Origin of the sequence: Faecalibacterium faecis (genome assembly GCF_040096475.1) — a bacterium.
GTDB classification, from domain to species: domain Bacteria; phylum Bacillota; class Clostridia; order Oscillospirales; family Ruminococcaceae; genus Faecalibacterium; species Faecalibacterium taiwanense.
The window spans coordinates 16,761-36,834 of the sequence record NZ_JBBMEP010000019.1 but is presented as its reverse complement, the minus strand read 5'-3'; the positions used below and the strand labels follow the sequence as shown (position 1 = coordinate 36,834).

Sequence of the window (20,074 nt, the reverse complement as noted above, 5' to 3'; positions counted from 1 at the left end):
CTAATATCCTCATTCTTGGTTGAACACGGGCGAGTGCTCTTTTATTTTTATTCCTCCGGTTGGTTCATCTGCATTTCCAGCCACTGCTGGCGGCTGATAAGCACAGCGCGGGGCTTGGCACCCTCGTAGGGTCCGATGATGCCTTTTTGTTCCATCTCGTCCATGATACGGGCCGCGCGGGCGTAGCCCAGCTTGCAGCGGCGTTGCAGCAGGCTGGTGGAGGCCTGACCGGCATCGATGACCACCTCCACGGCCTGCTTGAACATCGGGTCGGTATCGGGATCCTCGTCGGAGTCCGCGCCGCCGCTGCCTTTCTTGCCGTCCTGAATGGCGTGCTTTTCCATGGCTTCGATCATGGCTTCGTCATACTGCACGGTGCCGCTCTGCTTGATGAAGTCCAGCACACGGCTGATCTCCTCATCCCGCACGAAAGTGCCCTGAATACGGGTAGGCTTGGGCGCACCCACGGGCATGAACAGCATATCACCCATGCCCAGCAGCTTTTCGGCACCGGAGCCGTCCAGAATAGTGCGGCTGTCCACCTGACTGGACACTGCAAATGCGATGCGGCTGGGGATGTTGGCCTTGATCAGGCCGGTGATCACGTCCACGCTGGGGCGCTGGGTGGCTACGATCAGGTGCATACCGGCAGCGCGGGCCTTCTGGGCGATGCGGCAGATGGAGTCCTCCACATCCTTGCCCACCACCATCATCAGATCGGCCAGCTCGTCGATGATAATGGCGATGTAGGGCATCTTTTCCAGATCAGGCCGTTCTGCGGCCAGCTTGTTGAAAGACTTGATGTCGCGCACATTGTTCTCTGCAAACAGATGATAGCGGCGCTCCATCTCCTGCACCGCGCTGCCAAGGGCACCTGCGGCCTTTTTCGGCTCGGTGACCACCGGCATCAGCAGGTGGGGAATGCCGTTGTACTCGGCCAGCTCCACCACCTTGGGGTCGATCAGCAGCAGCTTCACGTCCTCCGGGCTGGAGCGGAACAGCAGGCTCATGATGATGCTGTTCACGCACACGGATTTACCGCTGCCGGTGCTGCCTGCAATGAGCAGATGGGGCATCTTGCACAGGTCTGCCACCTGTGCCACACCGGCAATGTCCTTACCAAGCGCAATGCCCAGAGGTGAGGTCATGCGCAAAAAGCTCTGGCTCTCGAACACGCTGCGAATATACACCGGGGTCTTTTTGTGGTTGGGCACCTCAATGCCCACGGCAGGCTTGCCGGGGATGGGTGCTTCCATACGCACGTCCGCCACCGCAAGGTTCAGGGCGATATCGTCTGCCAGCGAGGTGATGCGGCTGATCTTGACACCCGCCATGGGCTGCACCTCGTACCGGGTAACGGACGGCCCGCGGGAGATATCCAGCACACGGGTGCGCACGCCAAAGCTTTCCAGCGTGTCCACCAGCTTCTGGGCGTTGGCTTTCAGCTCTTCCTGCGCGCCGGGGTCGGTCTCGTCCTGCGATTTTTCAAACAGCTCAATGGGCGGATACTGGTACTGATAAGTATCCACCGGTTCGGTCTCGTCCACAGGGGCCGCTGCCGCGGCCTGCTCGGAAGCGGCAGGCTTTTCCATTGCCGCTGCCACCAGCGTGCTAATATCCTTTTCCTCCACCGGTTCGCTGGTAATGCTGATCCAGCCGTCCTCGTCGGGTGTGCCGCGCATGGCAACGGCGTTTTCGGCGCTCACCCGGGCGGGTGCCGCCGGGACTGCGGGCTGGATGGGCACGGCGGGCATCTCCGGCGTGACTGCCGCTGCCGGGCTTTCCGGCTGGGCCGTCGGCATTGCCGGGGTCATGACCGGAGTATCAAAGCTTTCCGCTGCCGCAGGCTGCACCGGCTGTGCAGCTTTTGCAAAGAAATCGGATGCATCGGTCTCCACCGCGTCCTGTACGATGGGCTGCGGGGCAGGTCTGGGGGCCGGGCGCAGCGGGTTCTGCCCAAAGGTGCCGCCCGGGCCCACGATGAGCGGCTCGATGGGTTCGCTGCCGCCCTCCTTCACCTCAGTGTGGTCGGGGCCAAGGTCTACGTCAAAGGAAGCCCGGGGCCGGGATACCCGTACCTGCACCGGCGTGATGGCCGGGGCGGCAGGCTCCGGCTGGGCAAGCGGCTGGCCGGAAGTATCTGCGGGCGGCTCCGGCTGCGGGGCGGCCTCCGGCTCCTCCGCCTCCATCTCTTCGGTCACCTTGTGGCCCCAGTGGCGGATGCCGTTCAGCCAGTCCGGCACACCGATGCGGAAAGCCGGAGTTTCCATCTCCTCTTCGGCATCTTCCTCATCCCGGTATTCATCTTCTGCTTCGTCGTAGTCTTCCTCAGCCTCGGCTTCTGCCGCGCGGGCAGCGGCACGTTCAGCGCGGCGGGCTGCGCTCTGCTGCGCCATGGCCGCACCCTTTGCGTGCACGCCGCCAAACGCAGCGCACAGCCATTGCCACACCTCTGCCGGGGTCAAATCAAAAATGTACAGGCTGACACACAGTGCCAGCACGATCATGATAAGGGTTGCCGCAGGCCGTCCGCACAGCAGCAGCAGGCTGCCGCCCAGCAGTGCACCCAGCGCACCGCCGCCGATCCATGCATTCACGCCGTTTGCGTAGCAGGCAGCTGTCATCTGGAATGCCGACATGCCCTGCGGCTGGATATCGGAAAAAACGATCATCGTGCCGCAGGCAAACACCAGCCCAAGAACCAGCTTGAAGATCTTGGGCAGAAGGTCTTCGCCCCGGGTATACTGCACAGCAAGGCAGCACACTGCCGCGCCCAGCACAAAGCTGCCGCAGCCAAAAAGTCCGAACAGCACATCGTGCAGGGCCTTCCATGCCGAATCTCCCTCCACAAAGGCCAGCACCACCAGCAAAAGGCCTGCAAACAGGGTGCCAAGCCCCGCCGGAAGCCGCTGTTCTGCGCGTTTTTTGCGCGATGCTGCGCGCCGTGTTGTCGTTTTACGTTTTTTTGTTGCCATGTTTCTTTGTTCCCCGCGTTTGTAGTAGACACACTATTTGATTTTATTATTGTACCACGCAGGGAAGAAAATGGCAAACCTATTGTTGTACAAAATCGGCCTTCATTTGCGTTCAATCTCTTTATACAGCCACGCCAGCGCATCCGAAAGCCCGCCCAGCTCGTCGATGAGCTTTTCCTTCACGGCCCGGCGTCCATCCAGCACGGTGCCCATGTCCATCACCAGCTCGCCGGTGTGGAGCATCAGGTCGGTGTAGCGTTTTTCGGTCATGCCGCTGTGGGCCGCCACAAAGCCGGTGATGCGCTGCTGCATCTGCTCAAAGCTGCGCATGGTCTGCGGCACCCCCAGAATGACACCGGAATGCCGCACCGGGTGCACGGTCATGGTGGCCGTGGGCACGATGAAGCTGCGCCGGGCGCTGACGGCAAGCGGGATACCGATGGAGTGCCCGCCGCCCAGCACAAGCGTTGCACTGGGTTTGGACACGCTGGCGATCAGCTCTGCCAGCGCAAGGCCCGCTTCCACATCCCCGCCTACCGTGTTCAGCAACACCAGCAGGCCCTCGATGCGGGGGTCCTCCTGCGCGGCCACCAGCTGCGGGATGACATGCTCATACTTCGTGGTCTTCTGGCCCTGCGGCGCTTCCGAATGGCCTTCGATCTGGCCGATGACGGTCAGGCAGTGGATCACATGCCCGCCGCGGGCCAGCGTGACCGTGCCCAGATCCTCGATCTCTTCCTTTTCCAGCCGACGCGCGTCGGTCTGCTGCGTTTCATCATTCATGTGCTTTCCTCCTGCGTTTTTTGTCAGCATTCCCCAGCCTGTGCCGGGCTATGCAGACCCGCTGCAGCAAAAAAGCGGTAACATTTCATAAAAATTTTTTGAGAATGATTTGACATTCTCCATCGGTGCAGTATACTTTAAATAATTGACTGTAATATCTGCAATATGAACCCGTAAACGGATCGGGGTTTCTTTGTGCCGCATCTGTAAAGCAGGCAGCTGCGGCAAGTACTGCGATAGAGCGAAAGGAGAAAGTATTCTATGAACACTCCTGCAAGGGCTTCGCTTCCCGTTATCAAGCGTCTTCCCAAATATTACCGCTATCTGTGCTCTCTGCAGGCGGACGGCATCAACAGCATTTCTTCCCGCGAGCTGGCTGCTCAGATGGGCACCACCGCTTCGCAGGTACGGCAGGACTTCAACTGCATCGGCGATGTGAATGGCCGGCAGGGCATTGGCTACTCGGTGGAAAACCTGCTCTCCATTCTGGAAGGCCTGCTGTTCGGCAACGGTGACCGCCTGCCCACCATCCTGATCGGCTGCGGCCGTCTGGGCAAGGCAGTGAGCCGCTTTATCACCACCGATACCAACGGCTACCGCCTGATCGCCGCCTTTGATGTGGCACAGAGCGAGGTGGGCAAGGAGATCAGCGGCATCCAGATCCGCCATATCGACGAGCTGGAGTCTTTCTGTGCCGAGCATCACCCCAAGGTCGCAGTGCTCTGTGTGCCCCGCGACGGTGCGGAACAGGTCAGCGGCCGTCTGGTGGATCTGGGCATCGAGGGCTTCTGGAACTTCTCCCACTATGACCTCTCTGTGCCGTATCCCGATGTGGTGGTGGAGAACGTCCATCTGGGCGACAGCCTGATGAGCCTTGGCTACCGCCTGCGCAATCAGGACTGAACGTACCTATTATAAGTAATAAGAGAACCCTCTCAGTTAAAGCCTGAGATGCCGCTGAACCCTCTCAGTCTCGCATACGCTCGACAGCTCCCCCGAAAGGGGAGCTTTGTGAGTGGGGACGGGAAAGTTTCTGCTTCTCCGGCGCAGGGACAGCCTGCCCGGAAGATACAGAAAAGCTCCCCCATCGGGGGAGCTGGCAAAGCCGTCAGGCTTTGGCTGAGAGGGTTCGTTCTGTAAGGAGAGTTTTTCAAATGGCAAAACTGTATTTCCGTTACGGCGCGATGAACAGCGGCAAGAGCACCGCCCTGATGCAGGTAGCCCACAACTACGAAGAACAGGGGATGCGGGTGCTGATCCTCAAGCCACAGGTGGACACCAAGGGCGGCGGTGAGCTGGTGAGCCGTCTGGGCGTGCGCCGCAAGGCTGATCTGCTGATCCCGCCGGAGACGGACGTGTTCGAGGCCGTGCGCACGGCCAACGCTGACGGTGCGCCGCTGGCCTGCGTGCTGTGCGACGAGAGCCAGTTTTTCACTGCGCAGCAGGCAGAACAGCTGTTCATGGTAACGGTGGATTTGAACATTCCGGTGATCTGCTACGGCCTGCGGGCAGATTTTTCGCTTAAGGGCTTTCCCGGCTCTACCCGCCTGCTGGAGCTGGCCCACACCATCGAGGAGATGAAGACCATCTGCACCTGCGGCCGCAAGGCCATCTGCAACTGCCGCAGGGTGAACGGCAGATTCGTCTTTGAGGGCGAGCAGGTGGCCATCGATCTGGAAAACGATGTGCAGTACGTGAGCATGTGCCCCCAGTGCTATTTCAAGGCAAAGCGCGCGTTCTACGCCGAAAAAGCTGCTTCGCGGGTTGAATAAACTTGTATACAAGGCTGCTGTGTTCAACGACACGGCAGCCTTTCTTTTTTATTCCCGGCCCACAGGCGCAGTCCACACAACAGCGCAAAATATGTCGCTGTCGGTGCTTCTTCACCCCCCCAAAGGGCGAAAAAGCACCGATTTCCATGCCCGAAGACCGGTGCCGGATGCCCGCCGCAAACAATTGATATATCAGAGTGCACATTTTTTGCGCTATTGATATATCAGTTCAAAGACTCCCATCCGGGCTTTTTAAGCTGTTGTTCGTCCACAATGTATGCAACGTTTCCACGTTCTGAAACGGAATGTTTACAAAATTATTGCAAAATTCGACGTTCCTCCTATGATGCATCCCAGTTTTCTATGCAAAATAGCGAAGTATACATGTTGCACAGTTTTTCGAGCCAAGTTTATTCATTTCAGCGAAGGCGTCAATTCTTGCGCGGAAACAAGAGCAATATTTGTACGTTTTTTGTTTAGATATCTGCAATTTGCGTCTTTCTTTTTGGTTGTTGTTTTGTTATCATAATTGTATACAACGGGGTATGTGCAGACCCCCGTTCGAGATGATGTTTTCTGTATTTAGGAGGAGAACAAAAATGAGCAAGGCAATTTCTCGTCGTGATTTCATGAAGGTCACCGGCGCTGTGGGCGCTGCCGGCCTTCTGGCTGCCTGCGGCGGCAACTCTGCTGCATCCGGCTCTGCTGCTTCCACCGCTTCTTCCGCTCCCGCTGCTTCTGCAGACGAGAGCCTGGCACTGTCTGACGGCCCTGTTTCCATGACCATCAGCTGGTGGGGCGGCGACAGCCGTCACGAGGCTTACCAGAACGCCATCAAGGAGTTCCAGGCTGAGCACACCAACATCACCATCGAGCCCACCTTCGCCGCATGGTCCGGCTGGGAAGAGAAGATGGCAGCTGCCTTCATCGCTGGCAACGCACAGGATGTGTGCCAGGTGAACTGGAACTGGCTGTACAACTACTCTGCTGATGGCAGCAAGTTCGTGGACCTGAACACTGTTTCCAAGTTCCTGGATCTGACCCAGTGGGATGACGCTGCCATGGACGCCTGCTACGTTGCAAACAGCCAGCAGTGCGTGCCCGTTTCCATGACCGGCCGTATCTTCTTCTGGAACATGACCACCTTCAACAAGGCTGGCATCACCGAAGTTCCCAAGTCTCTGGATGATCTGATGGCTGCCGGCAAGGCATTCAAGGAGAAGCTGGGCGACGATTACTACCCCATGCATCTGGGCGCATACGACCGTATGATACTGATGGTCTTCTACCTCGAGTCCAAGTACGGCAAGGACTGGGCTGACCCCGTCACCTCTACCCTGAACTACACCGAGGACGAGATCGCTGAGGGCATCGACTTCATCAAGAGCCTGGTGGATGGCCACGTCATGATGAACCTGAAGACCTACTACTCCGCAAACTCTGATACCGCTACCCACCAGTCCAACGAGTGGATCACCGGTAAGATCGCAGGCATCTTCGAGTGGGATTCCGCTGCTTCCAAGTACTCCTCCGCTCTGGATGATGCCAACAAGGACGGCTTCACCGTTGGCGAAGAGATCAAGTTCGGCGACAACAACGGCGGCTTCTCCAAGGTCTCCATGGGTCTGGCCATCACCAAGACCAGCAAGTGCGTTGCCGAGGCTGCTACCCTGATCAACTTCCTGCTGAACGAGGAGAAGGGCGCTTCCATCATGGGTTCCGAGTGCGGCATCCCCGCTTCCAAGGCTGGTCTGGCTGCTGCTCAGGCTGCCGGCGCTGTCAAGGATCTGGTGGCTGAGGCAAACGCCAAGGTCATGGCCTTCACCACCAACAAGCTGGATCCCCTGTTCGAGAACAACGACCTGAAGGCTTCCGGCACCGGCATCTATCAGGAAGTGTTCGATACCGTTGACTACGACGGCGTTGCCGGCGCAGACGTTGTTGACACCCTGCTGGACGGCATGGAGTCTGTTGGCTACACCATCGGCTAAGTTCCATTTTTGAGTGCCGCCGTGTGCGGTCACGCACAGAAAAGGGCACCCTTTGACTGAACCTGAGGGGCACCTGCCGCCCGACCGGCAGATGCCCCTTTTTTGTCAGAGATATATTACAAAATCTTGACAAAGCTGTATCCAGTCTGTTACCCCTTCGTCCGTCTCATGCTCCGAAATTCCTTAAAAAGGAGGATTTCCCAGATGAAAGAAAGCAATGCTCCCGCCATCGGGCGCACCCCGTTCCAGAAATGGCTGGACAAATATCAGGGTCTGTTTTATCTGATCCCCTGGATCATCGGCTTCGTCGTCTTTAAGGCAGTTCCCTTCGGTCAGTCGCTGTACTACAGCTTCACCGATATGAACTTCTTCAAGAGCGGCACCCAGTTCGTTGGTCTGGCCAACTACATCACGGCCTTTACCACCACCAAGATCACCAAGGCACTGCTCATCACCTTCAAGTACGCTTTCATCACCGTGCCTCTGAAGCTGGTCTTTGCGCTGTTCATCGCATACATCCTGAACTTCAAGATCGCATGCGTCAACCTGTTCCGTACTGTGTACTACATCCCCTCCATTCTGGGCGGCTCTGTTGCTATCGCCGTTCTGTGGAAGGCTGTATTCAGTGTGGACGGCCTGCTCAACACCGTTCTGCGCGCTGTCACCTTTGGTCTGGTGCAGGGCCCCGAGTGGCTGTCTGACCCCAGCTACGCGCTGTGGATCATCTGCTTCCTGCGTATCTGGCAGTTCGGTTCTGCCATGGTGCTGTTCCTGGCCGCTCTGAAGGGCGTGCCTGCAGACCTGTACGAAGCCGCTACCATTGATGGTGCCGGCAAGTGGCGTCAGTTCTTCTCCATCACCGTTCCGATGATCACCCCCATCATCTTCTACAATCTGGTCACTCAGATCTGCCAGGCTTTCCAGGAGTTCAATGGCCCCTACATCATCACCAACGGCGGCCCCCGTGGTTCCACCACGCTGATCTCTCTGCTGGTCTACAACTACGCATTCAAGTCTTATGACATGGGTATGGCATCCGCTCTGGCATGGATCATGTTCATCATCGTCTGCATCCTGACGATCATTGCATTCACCAGCCAGAAGAAGTGGGTCTACTACTCTGACGAAAGGTAAGGTGACCAGTATGGGAATGAAAGCATCGAACAAAATCGCGACCTTCTTCAAGTATTTCGTCCTGATCCTGGTCGGCGTCATCATGATCTATCCCCTGCTGTGGATGATCAGCGCTACCTTTAAGGACAACAGCGAGATCTTTGCAGGCATCAGCCTGTGGATCAAGCACCCCACTCTGGATGGCTACCGCGGCGCTCTGAACAACTTCGGCGGTTCCATCAACATCCTGCAGGCCATGCTGAACACCTACAGCTACGTCATCCCCAAGGTGATCTGCACGGTGGTCTCCGCCTGTGTGGCTGCCTACGGCTTTGGCCGCTTCGATTTCCCCGGCCGTAAGCTGATGTTCAACATCATGCTGGCCACCCTGTTCCTGCCGCAGGTCGTTCTGAATGTGCCGCAGTACCTGCTGTACAACAAGTTCGGCTGGCTGGACAGCCCCTTCTATCTGGCTATCTGGGTGCACTGCGCATTTGCGACCGAGACCTACTTCGTCTACCAGCTGGTGCAGTTCATGCGCAATGTCCCCCGTGATCTGGACGAAGCCGCTGCCATCGACGGCTGCTCCTCCTTCCAGACCCTGTACAAGGTCATCGTGCCCATGCTTGGCCCCGCTCTGGTGTCCTGCGCACTGTTCCAGTTCATGTGGAGCTGCAACGACTTCATGGGTCCGCTGCTTTACGTCAGCACTCCCGGTAAGTACCCGATGTCCCTGTTCGTCAAGCTGTCCATGGACGGTGATACCGGTTTCGCCTGGAACAAGATCCTTGCTCTGTCCCTCATCTCCATCCTGCCGCAGCTGATCGTCTTCTTCTGTGCACAGGACCAGTTCGTTGAAGGTATCTCTGCCGGTGCCGTCAAGGGCTAAGCCCTTTCCCCGCACAGCATAAGATTATCTGATACAAACAAACACCCCCTGTGCCGTTCCCGTAGATGGCGCAGGGGGTGTTTCTTATTTCTTATGTCCTTTGCGGTACTGCAGTGGGCCAGTACCCATCACCTCGCGGAACACCCGGCGGAAATGGGCGGCGCTGGCAAAGCCGGTCTGCTCGGCCACCGCACTGATGGAAAGCTCAGTTGTTTCCAGCAGCTTCTGGGCCGCTTCGATGCGGCGGTTGTTGATGTAATCCACGATGGACTGGCCCGTTACCCGCCGGAACAAACGGCTCAGGTAGTAGGGCGAAAGATAAAACTGCGCCGCCACCTCGGTGAGGGAAAACTTCTGCCGGTAATTGGCCGCAAGGTAGGCGCAGATCTGCTCCACCGTTTCGTTGTGGGGACGCGCCACAGCGCTGCTCTCGGCAATGCACTCCTGCTCCACATAGTGCAGGATCAGCAGCAGGTACAGCGGGCCGGGGTAATCCTGCTCGGTGCTGGCGCTGGCCATCATTTCCAGCAGGGTACGGATGCGGCTCTGCCACTGCACCGGTGCATACAGCACTGTGCGCTCCCCGGGCGCAAACAGGCGGCCGAAATCCCGCCCGGCTGTGTTTTTCAAATCATGCAGCATCCCCAGCGGAAAGTGGCACCCCACGATCTGCGGCACGGCGCTGCCGGTCTGTGCAAAGCGGCAGCCGCCGGGGCCAAGCAGCACGGCGCTGCCGGGGTTTACCAGCACATTCCCGCCCTCGTATTCCAGCGTGACGCTGCCCTCCGACACCAGCAGCAGATAGCAGGTGTCCTCATCCGGCGGCAGCTCGTAGCGGTTCGCATTCAGACGCAGGGTGGCAGCGGCCACCTTGCCGGTGATCTTTTCACGTTCTGATCTCATAATACACTTCTCATCATCTTCCGAGGGAAAACCCTCTCCGTCATCGCTGCGCGATGCCACCTCTCCCAAAGGGCGAGGTTTTATGCATTTGACCGTTCCGCTCCATAAAAGCTCCCTCCTTCGGGGGAGCTGGCAAACCCAAAGGGTTTGACTGAGAGGGTTCTTTTTCATCATACCATGCCCAAGGCATTTGGGCAAGACAAAACCATCAGGAGGTTCTCCCATGAATCTGTCGCTTATCCGTTCCATGACGCGCAGCGCTGTTTTCGAGCTGGAAAACGGCCTGTGCTATCGTCCGGCCCACCCGTTCACCGTTACCCTGAACGGAAGGACCGTCTACGAAGCCTGCCAGACCAACGTGTTCTCCCTGTTCTCCCTGCTGCCCGGTACGGAGTACACGGTGGGTGTGCAGGCCGAGGGCGAAAGCCTGACCTGCACCTTTACCACCGAGGCCGAGACCTTCTTTGTGGATGCTTCCCGCTACGGTCTGGTGGCCGACGGCACCACGGACAACACCCTCAAGCTGCAGGCGGCTCTTTCCACCTGCCCCAAGGGCGGCACGGTGTATGTGCCCGCAGGCCGCTACCGCACCTGCAGCCTGTTCCTGAAAAGCAACACCACCCTCTATCTTGAAAAGGGCGCTGTGCTGCTGGGCGACAATGACCGCACCCACTACCCCATCCTGCCCGGCGTGATCCCCAGCGAGAACGAAGTGGATGAATACTACCTGACCGGCTGGGAGGGCAACCCGCTGGACAGCTTTGCGGGTCTGTTGAACATCACGCAGGTGCACGATGTCGTTGTGACCGGCGAGGGCACGCTGGACTGCGATGCCGAGAACGGCGACTGGTGGGTGACTCCCAAGATCAAGCGCATCGCATGGCGGCCCCGCGCTGTGGCTGCTGTGGACAGCGAGAACATTTGCCTGCACGGCATCACGGTGCAGAACAGCTATTCGTGGACGATCCACCCCATCTTTGTCAAGCACCTTGACCTGCTGAACTTCAACATCAACAACCCCTACAATGCCCCCAACACCGACGGCATCGACCCCGAAAGCTGCGAGTATATCCGCATCATCGGCGTGAACATCCATGTGGGCGACGACTGCATTGCCATGAAGGCCAGCAAGGTATTCCTTGGCATGAAGCTGAAAAAGAGCTGTGAGCACACCGTTATCCGCAACTGCCTGTTGGACAAAGGCCATGGCGGCATCGTCATTGGCAGCGAGATGAGCGGCGGTGTGAAGGATATGGTGGTCACCCAGTGCCTGATGGACCACACCGACCGCGGCCTGCGCGTCAAGACCCGCCGTGGCCGCGGCAACACCGCCGTCATCGACGGGCTGGTGTTCCGCAACGTGGAGATGCGCGGTGTCAAGGCACCCTTCGTCATCAACATGTTCTACTTCTGCGACCCGGACGGCCACGGCCCCTATGTGCAGTGCCGCGATGCCATGCCCGTGGACGAGTACACCCCGAAGCTGGGCAGCCTGACCATGGAGGACATCGTCGCCACCGACGCTCAGTTCGCGGGATGCTACTTCGACGGCCTGCCGGAGCAGCCCATTGAGCGCGTTTCCATGAAGAACGTCACGATCACCTTTGACCCCAATGCCGAGGCCGGTCAGGCCGCTATGGCGGATAACCGCCCTCTGGTGAAGAAGCTGGCCATCTACGCCGAGAACGTCAAAGAGATCGACCTGCACAACGTGAAGATCGAGGGCTACGAGGGCGAACGCCTGCACTTTGCAAATGTCGGCCATTTTGAGGAGGACTGATACCATGACCCATGAAGAAATTCTTGCCATGCTGGGCGATTACGTGGACTATCTGATCGCCAATTCCAGCGCCGAAGCACCCATGTGGAACATCGAGAAGGTGCGCAGCGGCAAGCCCAACAAATGGAACTACATCGACGGCTGCATGATCACGGCCTGCCTGAGCCTGTACAAGACCACCGGCGACGAGAAGTATCTGAACTTCTCCAAGAGCTTCATTGATTACTTTGTTCAGGAGGATGGCTCCATCAAGACCTACGACCCCAAGGAGTACAATCTGGATAACGTGAATCAGGGCAAGAACCTGTTCACCCTGTACGATATCTTTGGGGATGAAAAGTACCGCAAGGCCATCGAGACCATCCGCAGCCAGCTGGCCACCCAGCCCCGCACCAAAGAGGGTAATTTCTGGCACAAGGACATCTACCCGTGGCAGGTGTGGCTGGACGGCACCTACATGGCCCAGCCCTTCTACATGGAGTACGAGACCCGCTTTAACAAGATGCAGGGCTGCATCGACAGCTACAAACAGTTCATGAATATCAAAAAGCACATGCGGGACGAAAAGACCGGCCTGTACTACCACGGCTATGATGAGAGCCGCCAGATGTACTGGGCCGACCCCGTCACCGGCTGCAGCCCCAACTTCTGGCTGCGTGCCATGGGCTGGTTCATGGTAGCCATGGTGGACGTGCTGGAGCGGATGGACGAGCAGCTGTACAACGAGTACCGCGGCATCATGGCAATGCTCAAGCAGACCATTGAGGATGTGCATAAATTCCAGGACGAGGAGACCGGCATGTTCTGGCAGGTGATGGATCACCCCGGCGTGGAGGGCAACTACCTCGAGACCAGCGGCACCGCTCTGTTTGCCTACGCGGTGCTCAAAGGCGTGCGTCTGGGCTACCTGCCGAAACGCATGGCCGCATGGGCCGAAAAGGCCTTCTACGGCACCTGCGACAAGTACCTCTCCAAGAACCCGGATGGCAGTCTGCAGCTGGACGGCATCTGCCTGGTGGCGGGTCTTGGCGGCAAGGATCACCGCGACGGCTCTCTGGCCTACTACTTCAGCGAGCCGGTGGTCTGCAACGATGCCAAGGGTGTCGGCCCGCTGGTGCTGGCTTACACCGAAATGATCGCACGCAAGTAACCTGCATATCGTGGGCGGGCAGCTTTCTTGCCGGACACGAGTCGGGCCATTCCATCGCCCGCAGGGCTGTTGCAAAACAGCGTCTCTTTAAAATGTTGAAAACAGCCGCATTCACCGTACAAAACGGGCAGAACGCTGAAAACTCAAAGGCAGATCTCAAAAAAAAATGAGATAGGCAGCCCCTTTCGGGGAAGTCTATCTCATTTTTTCGTTGGGGCTGTTTTGCAACAGCCCCTTCTCTATGGAAAGAGGTTCAACATGAATTCTCGAAGATGTCTTATCAGAACTTGAACAGGTTCATGATGCGCTGCCACAGACGGGTGAAGATGTTGCCTTCCTCCACCGTCTCAGTCTCGGCTGCAGTGGTGTCGGCAGCAGCCACGGTTTCAGCGGTCTTATAGACGAACTTCACGCTGCTCTCGGCATCGTCCGGTGCACCGGCAAAGCTGGTGTAGTCGTTCAGGCGGTCGGTCATCTCGTCCAGCACGGTCTTCAGGCCATGGAGCTGATCCTGATCCAGCGCGCCGGTCAGCTTGGAGATGCCTTCCTCGTTGAACTGGTTCAGGCCGTCGTTCAACTGGCCTGCGCCGTCATTCAACTGACCTGCACCGGTGTTCAGGGTGTTCACGCCGTCATACAGGGTCTTGGTGCCTGCAGCCAGCTGTGCGCTGCCATCCTTTGCGGAGTGGGCACCGTCCGCAGCGGTCTGCACGCCTGCGGTGTACTGGTTCACGCTGGAAACAAAGAACTGGATCTGAGAAAGGCTGGTCTTCAGGGCGCGGACATCGGCCATATCCTGACTGTTCTCCACCTGATACTTCAGCTCGGCCTTGGCGGTGTTCTTTGCATCGGCATTGGTCACCATCTCCAGAGCGCCGGTCAGCATGGAAGCGTCAAAGTTCTGCATCAGCTTCAGGGCTGCTTCCAGATCGTGGTTCGTCTTGGTCGCGGACAGATACAGGGCCAGATCCAGCTGACTGTCCTTGAAGCTGGGAGCCTGCTCCCAGATGGTGCGCACGATCTTGCGGCGTCCGGCAGCAAGGGTCTTATCGTTCATGGTGAGGATGTTGTCGATCACAGCCTCGTAGTTCGACCATGTCATGTCCTCGTCGATCAGGCCGCCTTCCTTCAGGGTCTTGTTGGCAGAAGCCAGCACACCGTCAGCCACCTGCTGCGCACCGGCGTTCAGTGCTGCATTGTTGGCGCTCAGGGTGTCCAGACCGTTGGTCAGCTGGCCAAGGCCGTCGTCCAGAGCGGCAGCGCCGTTGTTCAGGGTGTTGGCACCGTCCAGCAGAGCCAGAACACCGCCTGCCAGCTGAGAGGTGCCGTCCACCAGCTGGGAAGCGCCGTCCATGAGCTGGCTCATGGCATCGTTCAGCTGGTTGATGCCGTCGGTCAGGTCGTTAATGCTGCTCAGGTCGAACACATTGTCCGTACCCAGAGCGGCCGTGCTGGTAGCGCAGGCCACCATGACCTGCGGGCAGGTAAAGTCTTCCACATCGGCTTCCACCGTCACGGTGTCCTGCAGATAGTCTTCGATGCTGTTCACCTCATCGGGCAGCAGGCCGGACAGGGAATCCTTCACGCCCGGCAGGGTAACAAAGGCGGCAACGCTGCTTTTGGCGGCGCTTTCGATCATACCGTGTTCTGCGGTCACGTTGGAAGCATCCCCGCCCAGAATGACACCCACAGCGGTGATCAGCGGAGTGACGATGGTGCGGTCCTTGCCGTTCACGTTCACGGTGCCGGTCTCGTTGTTCTTCAGGTTGACGGTCACAGTCAGGTGGCCGCTCTTGCCAATGATGTCCTCAAGGGCGGCTTCCTGACCGTCCAGAGCGTAGGTCACCTTCACATCGATGGGCAGGGCCTTGTCGGTATTGCCCTTGTAATAAACATCGGTGTCGTTGGTGTTCCACACCAGCTCTTCCCCGTTCTGGGTGAACTCGGCATCGCTCTCAGTGTTCTGGATGTCGGTCAGGGTGGTCTTGTCGGTGACGTTTGCAAGGCCGGAGGCGCTGTACAGGTGCTCGCTGACGGTGGTGCTCTTGATGGAGCCGTCGCCGTTCATCACAGCATAGACGGTCTCGGATTTGGAAAAGCTGCTCTTACCAGCTGCAAATGCGGGCATTGCACAGCCTGCGGCGAGGGTGAGAGCCAGCGCCGCACTGGCGAAACGAAGCGATTTTTTCATAACGTAATTACTCCTTTTCAGACTTCTTGGCGTTGGCGGATTCGGGTACCATCCACTTGAGGGTGGTGTGGCGGATGATCCAGTCGCACAGCATCAGGGCTGCGGGCAGCATCACCAGAATGACCACCATGCTGATCAGTGCGCCGCGGGAGATCAGCAGGCAGATGCTCTTCAGCAGCTCCATCTTACTGATGGCAGCCACACCGACGGTGGCGGCAAAGAAGGTCAGGCCGCTGGTCAGGATGGACTGGCTGCAGTGCTCCAGCGACTGCTGGGCGGCTTCCTTCGGGGTGCGCCCAAAGGCGCGCTCCTCGTGGTAACGGGTGGTCATCAGGATGGAGTAGTCCACGGTAGCACCCAGCTGGATGGTGCCAATGACGATGCTTGCAATGAAGGGCAGCTGCGTACCGGTGAAGTACGGGATGCCCATGTTGATGGCGATGGCGGCTTCAATGCTGGCCACCAGCAGCGCCGGGATGGAAATGCTCTTGAAGGAAACGGCGATGATGACCAGAACGGCCATGATGGACCAGACGTTGACGTTCTTGAAGTCCACATCTGCCACTTCGATCAGGTCTTTCGTCATGGCACCCTCGCCGGTGATGACGCCCTCGGGGTCAACGGTCTTGATGAGGGAAATCATCTCGTCCAGCTGGTTGTTGATGGCGTCCGTGCCAGTCTTATAAGAGCTGTTGGCAAGGATCAGCTTGTAGCCGCCGGACTGCAGGATCTCCATGATGCTGTCGGGAAGCAGCTCGGTCTGGAAGCCCGGGCCGGTGATGGAATCCAGACTTACCACCTGCGTAATGCCATCCACGTCCTTGAGTTCATCGCACAGGTCGCTCACCTCGGTGGCAGTCAGGTCGTCATGCACCAGAATGAAGTGGCTGGTGGTCATGCCGAAGTCCTCGCCCAGCTTGTTGGTGCCCACGATGCCGGTCAGGTCCTGCGGCAGGGAGTCGAACAGAGTGTAGTACACCTCGGTCTTGTTCTGCGCGATGGCAAAGGGGATGAGGATGAGGATAAAGATAACCACGATGGGCACCGAGTGGTTGGAAACAAAGTAGCTGAGCTTTTTCAGCTTGGGGATCACGGTGCGGTGCTTGTACTTTTCCACCCATTTATCAAAGGTAAGGATCAGGGAGGGCAGGATGACCACGGTGCAGATGACGCCGAGGGCAACGCCCTTTGCCATGACAAGGCCGATATCGCGGCCCAGCGTCAGACGCATGGCACACAGTGCCAGGAAGCCTGCAATGGTGGTCAGGCTGGAAGCGGAGATGGAGGTCATGGTCTTGCAGATGGCGCTGGTCATGGCCTCCTCGTTGGAAGAGCGCAGCTCCTTCTCTTCCTGATAGCGGTGCAGCAGGAAGATGGAGAAGTCCATCGTGACACCCAGCTGCAGCACGGTGGCCAGTGCTTCGGTGATGTAGCTGATCTGGCCCAGAAAGATGTTGGTGCCGAAGTTGTACGCAATGGGGAACAAAAGACCCAGCATGAACAGCAGCGGGGTGATGGTGCTTTCCAGCGAAAGGAACAGCACCAGAAGGCTGGCACCTACGGCGATCAGGATGTACATGGGCATTTCCTGATTGACCAGTGCCTTGGTGTCCTGCAGGATAACGCTCATACCGCCGAAGAAGCAGTCCTTGCGCAGCAGCTTTTCGATCTGAGCGACGGCTTCCATGGTCTCGTCGCTGGCGCTGGGGGCGTCAAAGCGGACGATCAGCATGGTGGAATCGTTTTTGCCGAACATGAACTGCTGTACATCGGCGGGCAGCATCTCGGTGGGGATGCTGGGGTCGATCACATCGCTGAGCCAGAAGGTCTGGGTCACGCCGGGAACAGCCTCGATGTCCTTCTTCATGGCGATCAGTTCGTTTGTGGGTAAGCCTTCTACCGTGATCATACCGGTGGAGGCCAGATGGAAATCGTCCTCAAGGGCTACCTCGCCGATCATGGAGTCCAGATCCTGCGGCAGGTAGGTGAGGATGTCATAGTTGATTCGGGTAGCAATTGCGCCGATTGCGGAAGGGATCAACAGCAGGAATGCTACTGTCAGGATCAGCTTGCGCAGCCGCACAATGCCCTGTGCGATCTTTTTCATGAGAACCCTCCATAGAAAATGGTTAAAAATCTTAGTAAAATGACTGGCGGTCATTTCCAAGCAAACACTATTATAACCATGACAAACCAGGTGTCAAGTACAAAAATGACCAGAAGTCAGTTTTCTTATCAACTGCCTGAAATTGTATAGCTTTTTTGACTTGCACTATCGGAAAAGGACTGCTAAAATGATTGAGACAACACAAATGAGCGAATGAAAACGAGCGGAAAAGAGGAATCGTCAGGGAATATGGGTACCGTGGAGGGCAAAAAGCAGGAGAAGCGCCGGGCGCTGCTGGAAGCAGCCTATGATCTGTTTCTGGAGCGAGGTGCCGCAAAAACCAGCGTAGAGGATATCACCAGCCGGGCCAAGGTGGCCAAGGGCACCTTTTATCTGTATTTTCAGGATAAAGGTGCGGTGATGCAGGCGCTGCTGGGCCGGGTGAGTTACCAGCTGCTGAGCGATGCGTGCGAAGCGGTGGAAAAGCAGACAGAGCTCGAAAACTTCCCGGACAAGATGGTGGCGGTGATCGACCACATCATCGAAGCACTGCGGAAGGATACGCTGGTGCTCAAGTTTCTGGAGCACAACTTCATATGGCCGGGGCTGGATCAGATCGAGGCCAGCCGCGAAGCCGAGCCTCTGATGCGCAAGCTGCTGAATGTGGTGCTGACCAGCCCGGAAATGGCCGGCCGCACCGAGCGGGAGATCTACCAGCGCATCACGGCACTGGGCAGCATGTGCATGTCGGTGTGCTATTCCAGCGTGCTGGAGGGCAAACCCGATGATATTGAAGCCATGAAGCCGGTGCTGTACGATATCGTCCACAGGTCGCTGAAGGCGGAAAAATAAAAAATCACAGAAAAGTATTGCTTTTTTGCACAGGCTGTGGTAAACTATTCAAGTCGATATGACTTATGGACGGTTAGCTCAGCTGGTAGAGCATCTGCTTGACGTGCAGGAGGTCACAGGTTCGAGTCCTGTACCGTCCACCACGAGTCCCCAGACCTTTGGTCTGGGGACTTTTTTCGTGGTGGGCGGTACAGGACTCGAACTATTTCTCCCCGGATACGGGCAGAAAACGAACAAAGGCAGGGTATCACCATGAGGGTGGTATCCTGCCTTTTGAATCTTTGTGTGGAAAACCTGCTTACAGCAGCGGGATGCCTGCCTTGGCGCAGGCTTCGCGGGTGGCTGCGTCCCAGACGCTGGCCTGCACTTCGCCAATGTGGGCGCTGCCCAGCAGCAGCATGCACAGGCGGCTCTGGCCGATGCCGCCGCCGATGGAGTAAGGCAGCTCACCGTTCAGTACGGCCTTGTGGAAGGGCAGGGCGCGGCGGTCGTCGCAGCCAGCCATGGTCAGCTGCTTGTCCATGCTTTCAGGGCTGACGCGGATGCCCATGCTGCTCAGCTCATAGCTGCACTGCAGCGGGTCGTTCCAGAACAGCAGATCGCCGTTCAGATCCCAGTCGTCATAGTCGGGGGCACGGCCGTCATGGGGCTTACCGCTCTTCAGCGGAGCGCCGATCTTCATCAGGAAGGTGGTGCCGTGCTCCTTCACAAAGGCGTTCTCACGCTCCTTCGGGGTCAGGTCCGGGTACTGGTCCTCCAGCTCCTGCGTGGTGATGAAGGTGACGTTGGGACTGTGCAGCGGCAGCTCCTGCAGCTGGGGGAACATGGCGTGCAGGTTCATCTCGGTGGCGCAGACAGCGGACACGATGGAGCGCACCACGCTCTTGAGGTAAGCCTCGTTGCGGTCTTCCAGACGGATCACCTTTTCCCAGTCCCACTGGTCCACATAGATGGAGTGCAGGTTGTCCAGATCTTCGTCGCGGCGGATAGCGTTCATATCGCAGTACAGGCCCTTGCCCACACGGAAATCGTAGTCCTTCAGGGCCTTGCGCTTCCACTTTGCCAGTGACTGCACCACCTGTGCCTCAATGCCGCTTTCCTTGATATCAAAGGTGACCTTGCGCTCGACGCCGTTCAGGTCGTCGTTCAGACCGGTGGATGCTTCCAGAAACAGCGGAGCAGACACGCGGTACAGGTTCAGTGTGGCGCACAGGGTGTCGGCAAACAGACGCTTGACCGTACCAATGGCGCGCTGCGTGTCGTACAGGTTCAGCGCGGGCGTATAGTTTGCCGGGATGATGGTTTTGCTCATATCAAAATACCCCTCTTCTGTTGGATTCTGGCCCTGATTTCCCAGTACAGGGCACGGCTTTTGAACCGAAAAATACTGGTTTCATTATGGCATATTTTTTTAAGAAAGTAAAGTGAGAAGGCAAAAAAAGAGACCGCCGGTAAGGCAGTCCCGTTTCCGCAGTGAGAAGGGCGGCTTTGCATCAGCCGAAAAGCCCCTTTAGCAGGATCAGAAGCACTTTTACAAAATCGCCGGTGCCCAGCAGCTTGTGCAGAGA

14 protein-coding genes and 1 tRNA gene are annotated in these 20,074 nt (G+C 57.8%); 9 read left to right on the top strand and 6 right to left on the bottom strand.

Annotated features, from left to right (window positions below; all coding sequences use genetic code 11):
- Nucleotides 1-47: 47 nt before the first annotated feature.
- Nucleotides 48-2,975: a DNA translocase FtsK gene (locus tag WMO17_RS10280; protein WP_349138009.1), complete on the bottom strand. Its 2,928-nt coding sequence runs from the start codon at nt 2,973-2,975 to the stop codon at nt 48-50.
- Between the two features lie 102 nt (nt 2,976-3,077).
- Nucleotides 3,078-3,758 (bottom strand): ClpP family protease, encoded by a 681-nt coding sequence (locus tag WMO17_RS10275; protein WP_223388636.1) that lies wholly within the window; start codon nt 3,756-3,758, stop codon nt 3,078-3,080.
- 261 nt (nt 3,759-4,019) lie between these two features.
- Here WMO17_RS10275 and WMO17_RS10270 point away from each other — a divergent pair, with 261 nt between their 5' ends.
- The 5 genes from WMO17_RS10270 (at nt 4,020) to WMO17_RS10250 (ending at nt 9,523) form a co-directional block, all read left to right on the top strand.
- A complete protein-coding gene (locus tag WMO17_RS10270; RefSeq protein WP_005942917.1) occupies nt 4,020-4,661 on the top strand; it encodes a redox-sensing transcriptional repressor Rex in 642 nt (213 codons plus the stop codon).
- Nucleotides 4,662-4,912: 251 nt separating this feature from the next.
- Entirely contained in the window at nt 4,913-5,530 is a 618-nt protein-coding gene (locus tag WMO17_RS10265; protein ID WP_005942920.1) for a thymidine kinase, read from the top strand.
- Between the two features lie 599 nt (nt 5,531-6,129).
- Nucleotides 6,130-7,521, top strand: coding sequence for an ABC transporter substrate-binding protein (locus tag WMO17_RS10260; RefSeq protein WP_097773807.1), 1,392 nt, complete (start codon nt 6,130-6,132; stop codon nt 7,519-7,521).
- A 204-nt stretch (nt 7,522-7,725) separates the two neighbouring features.
- A complete protein-coding gene (locus WMO17_RS10255; protein WP_120079897.1) occupies nt 7,726-8,655 on the top strand; it encodes a carbohydrate ABC transporter permease in 930 nt (309 codons plus the stop codon).
- 16 nt (nt 8,656-8,671) lie between these two features.
- Entirely contained in the window at nt 8,672-9,523 is an 852-nt protein-coding gene (locus WMO17_RS10250; RefSeq protein WP_431732975.1) for a carbohydrate ABC transporter permease, read from the top strand.
- Between the two features lie 84 nt (nt 9,524-9,607).
- Here WMO17_RS10250 and WMO17_RS10245 read toward each other — a convergent pair whose 3' ends face one another.
- Nucleotides 9,608-10,426 carry an AraC family transcriptional regulator gene (locus WMO17_RS10245; RefSeq protein ID WP_154256274.1) on the bottom strand — a complete coding sequence of 273 codons (819 nt, stop codon included), beginning with the start codon at nt 10,424-10,426 and terminating at the stop codon, nt 9,608-9,610.
- 223 nt (nt 10,427-10,649) lie between these two features.
- Here WMO17_RS10245 and WMO17_RS10240 point away from each other — a divergent pair, with 223 nt between their 5' ends.
- Entirely contained in the window at nt 10,650-12,206 is a 1,557-nt protein-coding gene (locus WMO17_RS10240; protein WP_337679186.1) for a glycoside hydrolase family 28 protein, read from the top strand.
- Nucleotides 12,207-12,210: 4 nt separating this feature from the next.
- Nucleotides 12,211-13,356 (top strand): glycoside hydrolase family 88/105 protein, encoded by a 1,146-nt coding sequence (locus WMO17_RS10235; RefSeq protein WP_097777231.1) that lies wholly within the window; start codon nt 12,211-12,213, stop codon nt 13,354-13,356.
- Nucleotides 13,357-13,636: 280 nt separating this feature from the next.
- Here the strand turns inward: WMO17_RS10235 and WMO17_RS10230 are convergent, their stop codons facing one another.
- Both WMO17_RS10230 and WMO17_RS10225 read right to left on the bottom strand, forming a co-directional pair.
- A complete protein-coding gene (locus WMO17_RS10230) occupies nt 13,637-15,547 on the bottom strand; it encodes a hypothetical protein (RefSeq protein WP_349138008.1) in 1,911 nt (636 codons plus the stop codon).
- Nucleotides 15,548-15,554: 7 nt separating this feature from the next.
- Nucleotides 15,555-17,654, bottom strand: a complete 2,100-nt coding sequence (locus WMO17_RS10225) for an efflux RND transporter permease subunit (RefSeq protein ID WP_044953801.1) — start codon at nt 17,652-17,654, stop codon at nt 15,555-15,557.
- 249 nt (nt 17,655-17,903) lie between these two features.
- Here WMO17_RS10225 and WMO17_RS10220 point away from each other — a divergent pair, with 249 nt between their 5' ends.
- A complete protein-coding gene (locus tag WMO17_RS10220; RefSeq protein ID WP_349138007.1) occupies nt 17,904-18,506 on the top strand; it encodes a TetR/AcrR family transcriptional regulator in 603 nt (200 codons plus the stop codon).
- A 67-nt stretch (nt 18,507-18,573) separates the two neighbouring features.
- Nucleotides 18,574-18,649: transfer RNA gene (locus WMO17_RS10215), tRNA-Val, on the top strand.
- Nucleotides 18,650-18,804: 155 nt separating this feature from the next.
- Here WMO17_RS10215 and asnA read toward each other — a convergent pair.
- A complete protein-coding gene (gene asnA / locus WMO17_RS10210) occupies nt 18,805-19,818 on the bottom strand; it encodes an aspartate--ammonia ligase (protein ID WP_005942692.1) in 1,014 nt (337 codons plus the stop codon).
- Nucleotides 19,819-20,074 lie beyond the last annotated feature (256 nt).

Excerpts from the sequence above, each read along its gene's own strand:
- WMO17_RS10280 (WP_349138009.1), bottom strand. The coding sequence starts at position 2,975 with ATGGCAACAAAAAAACGTAAAACGACAACACGGCGCGCAGCATCGCGC.
- WMO17_RS10275 (WP_223388636.1), bottom strand. The coding sequence starts at position 3,758 with ATGAATGATGAAACGCAGCAGACCGACGCGCGTCGGCTGGAAAAGGAA.
- WMO17_RS10270 (WP_005942917.1), top strand. The coding sequence starts at position 4,020 with ATGAACACTCCTGCAAGGGCTTCGCTTCCCGTTATCAAGCGTCTTCCC.
- WMO17_RS10265 (WP_005942920.1), top strand. The coding sequence starts at position 4,913 with ATGGCAAAACTGTATTTCCGTTACGGCGCGATGAACAGCGGCAAGAGC.
- WMO17_RS10260 (WP_097773807.1), top strand. The coding sequence starts at position 6,130 with ATGAGCAAGGCAATTTCTCGTCGTGATTTCATGAAGGTCACCGGCGCT.
- WMO17_RS10255 (WP_120079897.1), top strand. The coding sequence starts at position 7,726 with ATGAAAGAAAGCAATGCTCCCGCCATCGGGCGCACCCCGTTCCAGAAA.
- WMO17_RS10250 (WP_431732975.1), top strand. The coding sequence starts at position 8,672 with ATGAAAGCATCGAACAAAATCGCGACCTTCTTCAAGTATTTCGTCCTG.
- WMO17_RS10245 (WP_154256274.1), bottom strand. The coding sequence starts at position 10,426 with ATGAGATCAGAACGTGAAAAGATCACCGGCAAGGTGGCCGCTGCCACC.
- WMO17_RS10240 (WP_337679186.1), top strand. The coding sequence starts at position 10,650 with ATGAATCTGTCGCTTATCCGTTCCATGACGCGCAGCGCTGTTTTCGAG.
- WMO17_RS10235 (WP_097777231.1), top strand. The coding sequence starts at position 12,211 with ATGACCCATGAAGAAATTCTTGCCATGCTGGGCGATTACGTGGACTAT.
- WMO17_RS10230 (WP_349138008.1), bottom strand. The coding sequence starts at position 15,547 with ATGAAAAAATCGCTTCGTTTCGCCAGTGCGGCGCTGGCTCTCACCCTC.
- WMO17_RS10225 (WP_044953801.1), bottom strand. The coding sequence starts at position 17,654 with ATGAAAAAGATCGCACAGGGCATTGTGCGGCTGCGCAAGCTGATCCTG.
- WMO17_RS10220 (WP_349138007.1), top strand. The coding sequence starts at position 17,904 with ATGGGTACCGTGGAGGGCAAAAAGCAGGAGAAGCGCCGGGCGCTGCTG.
- asnA (WP_005942692.1), bottom strand. The coding sequence starts at position 19,818 with ATGAGCAAAACCATCATCCCGGCAAACTATACGCCCGCGCTGAACCTG.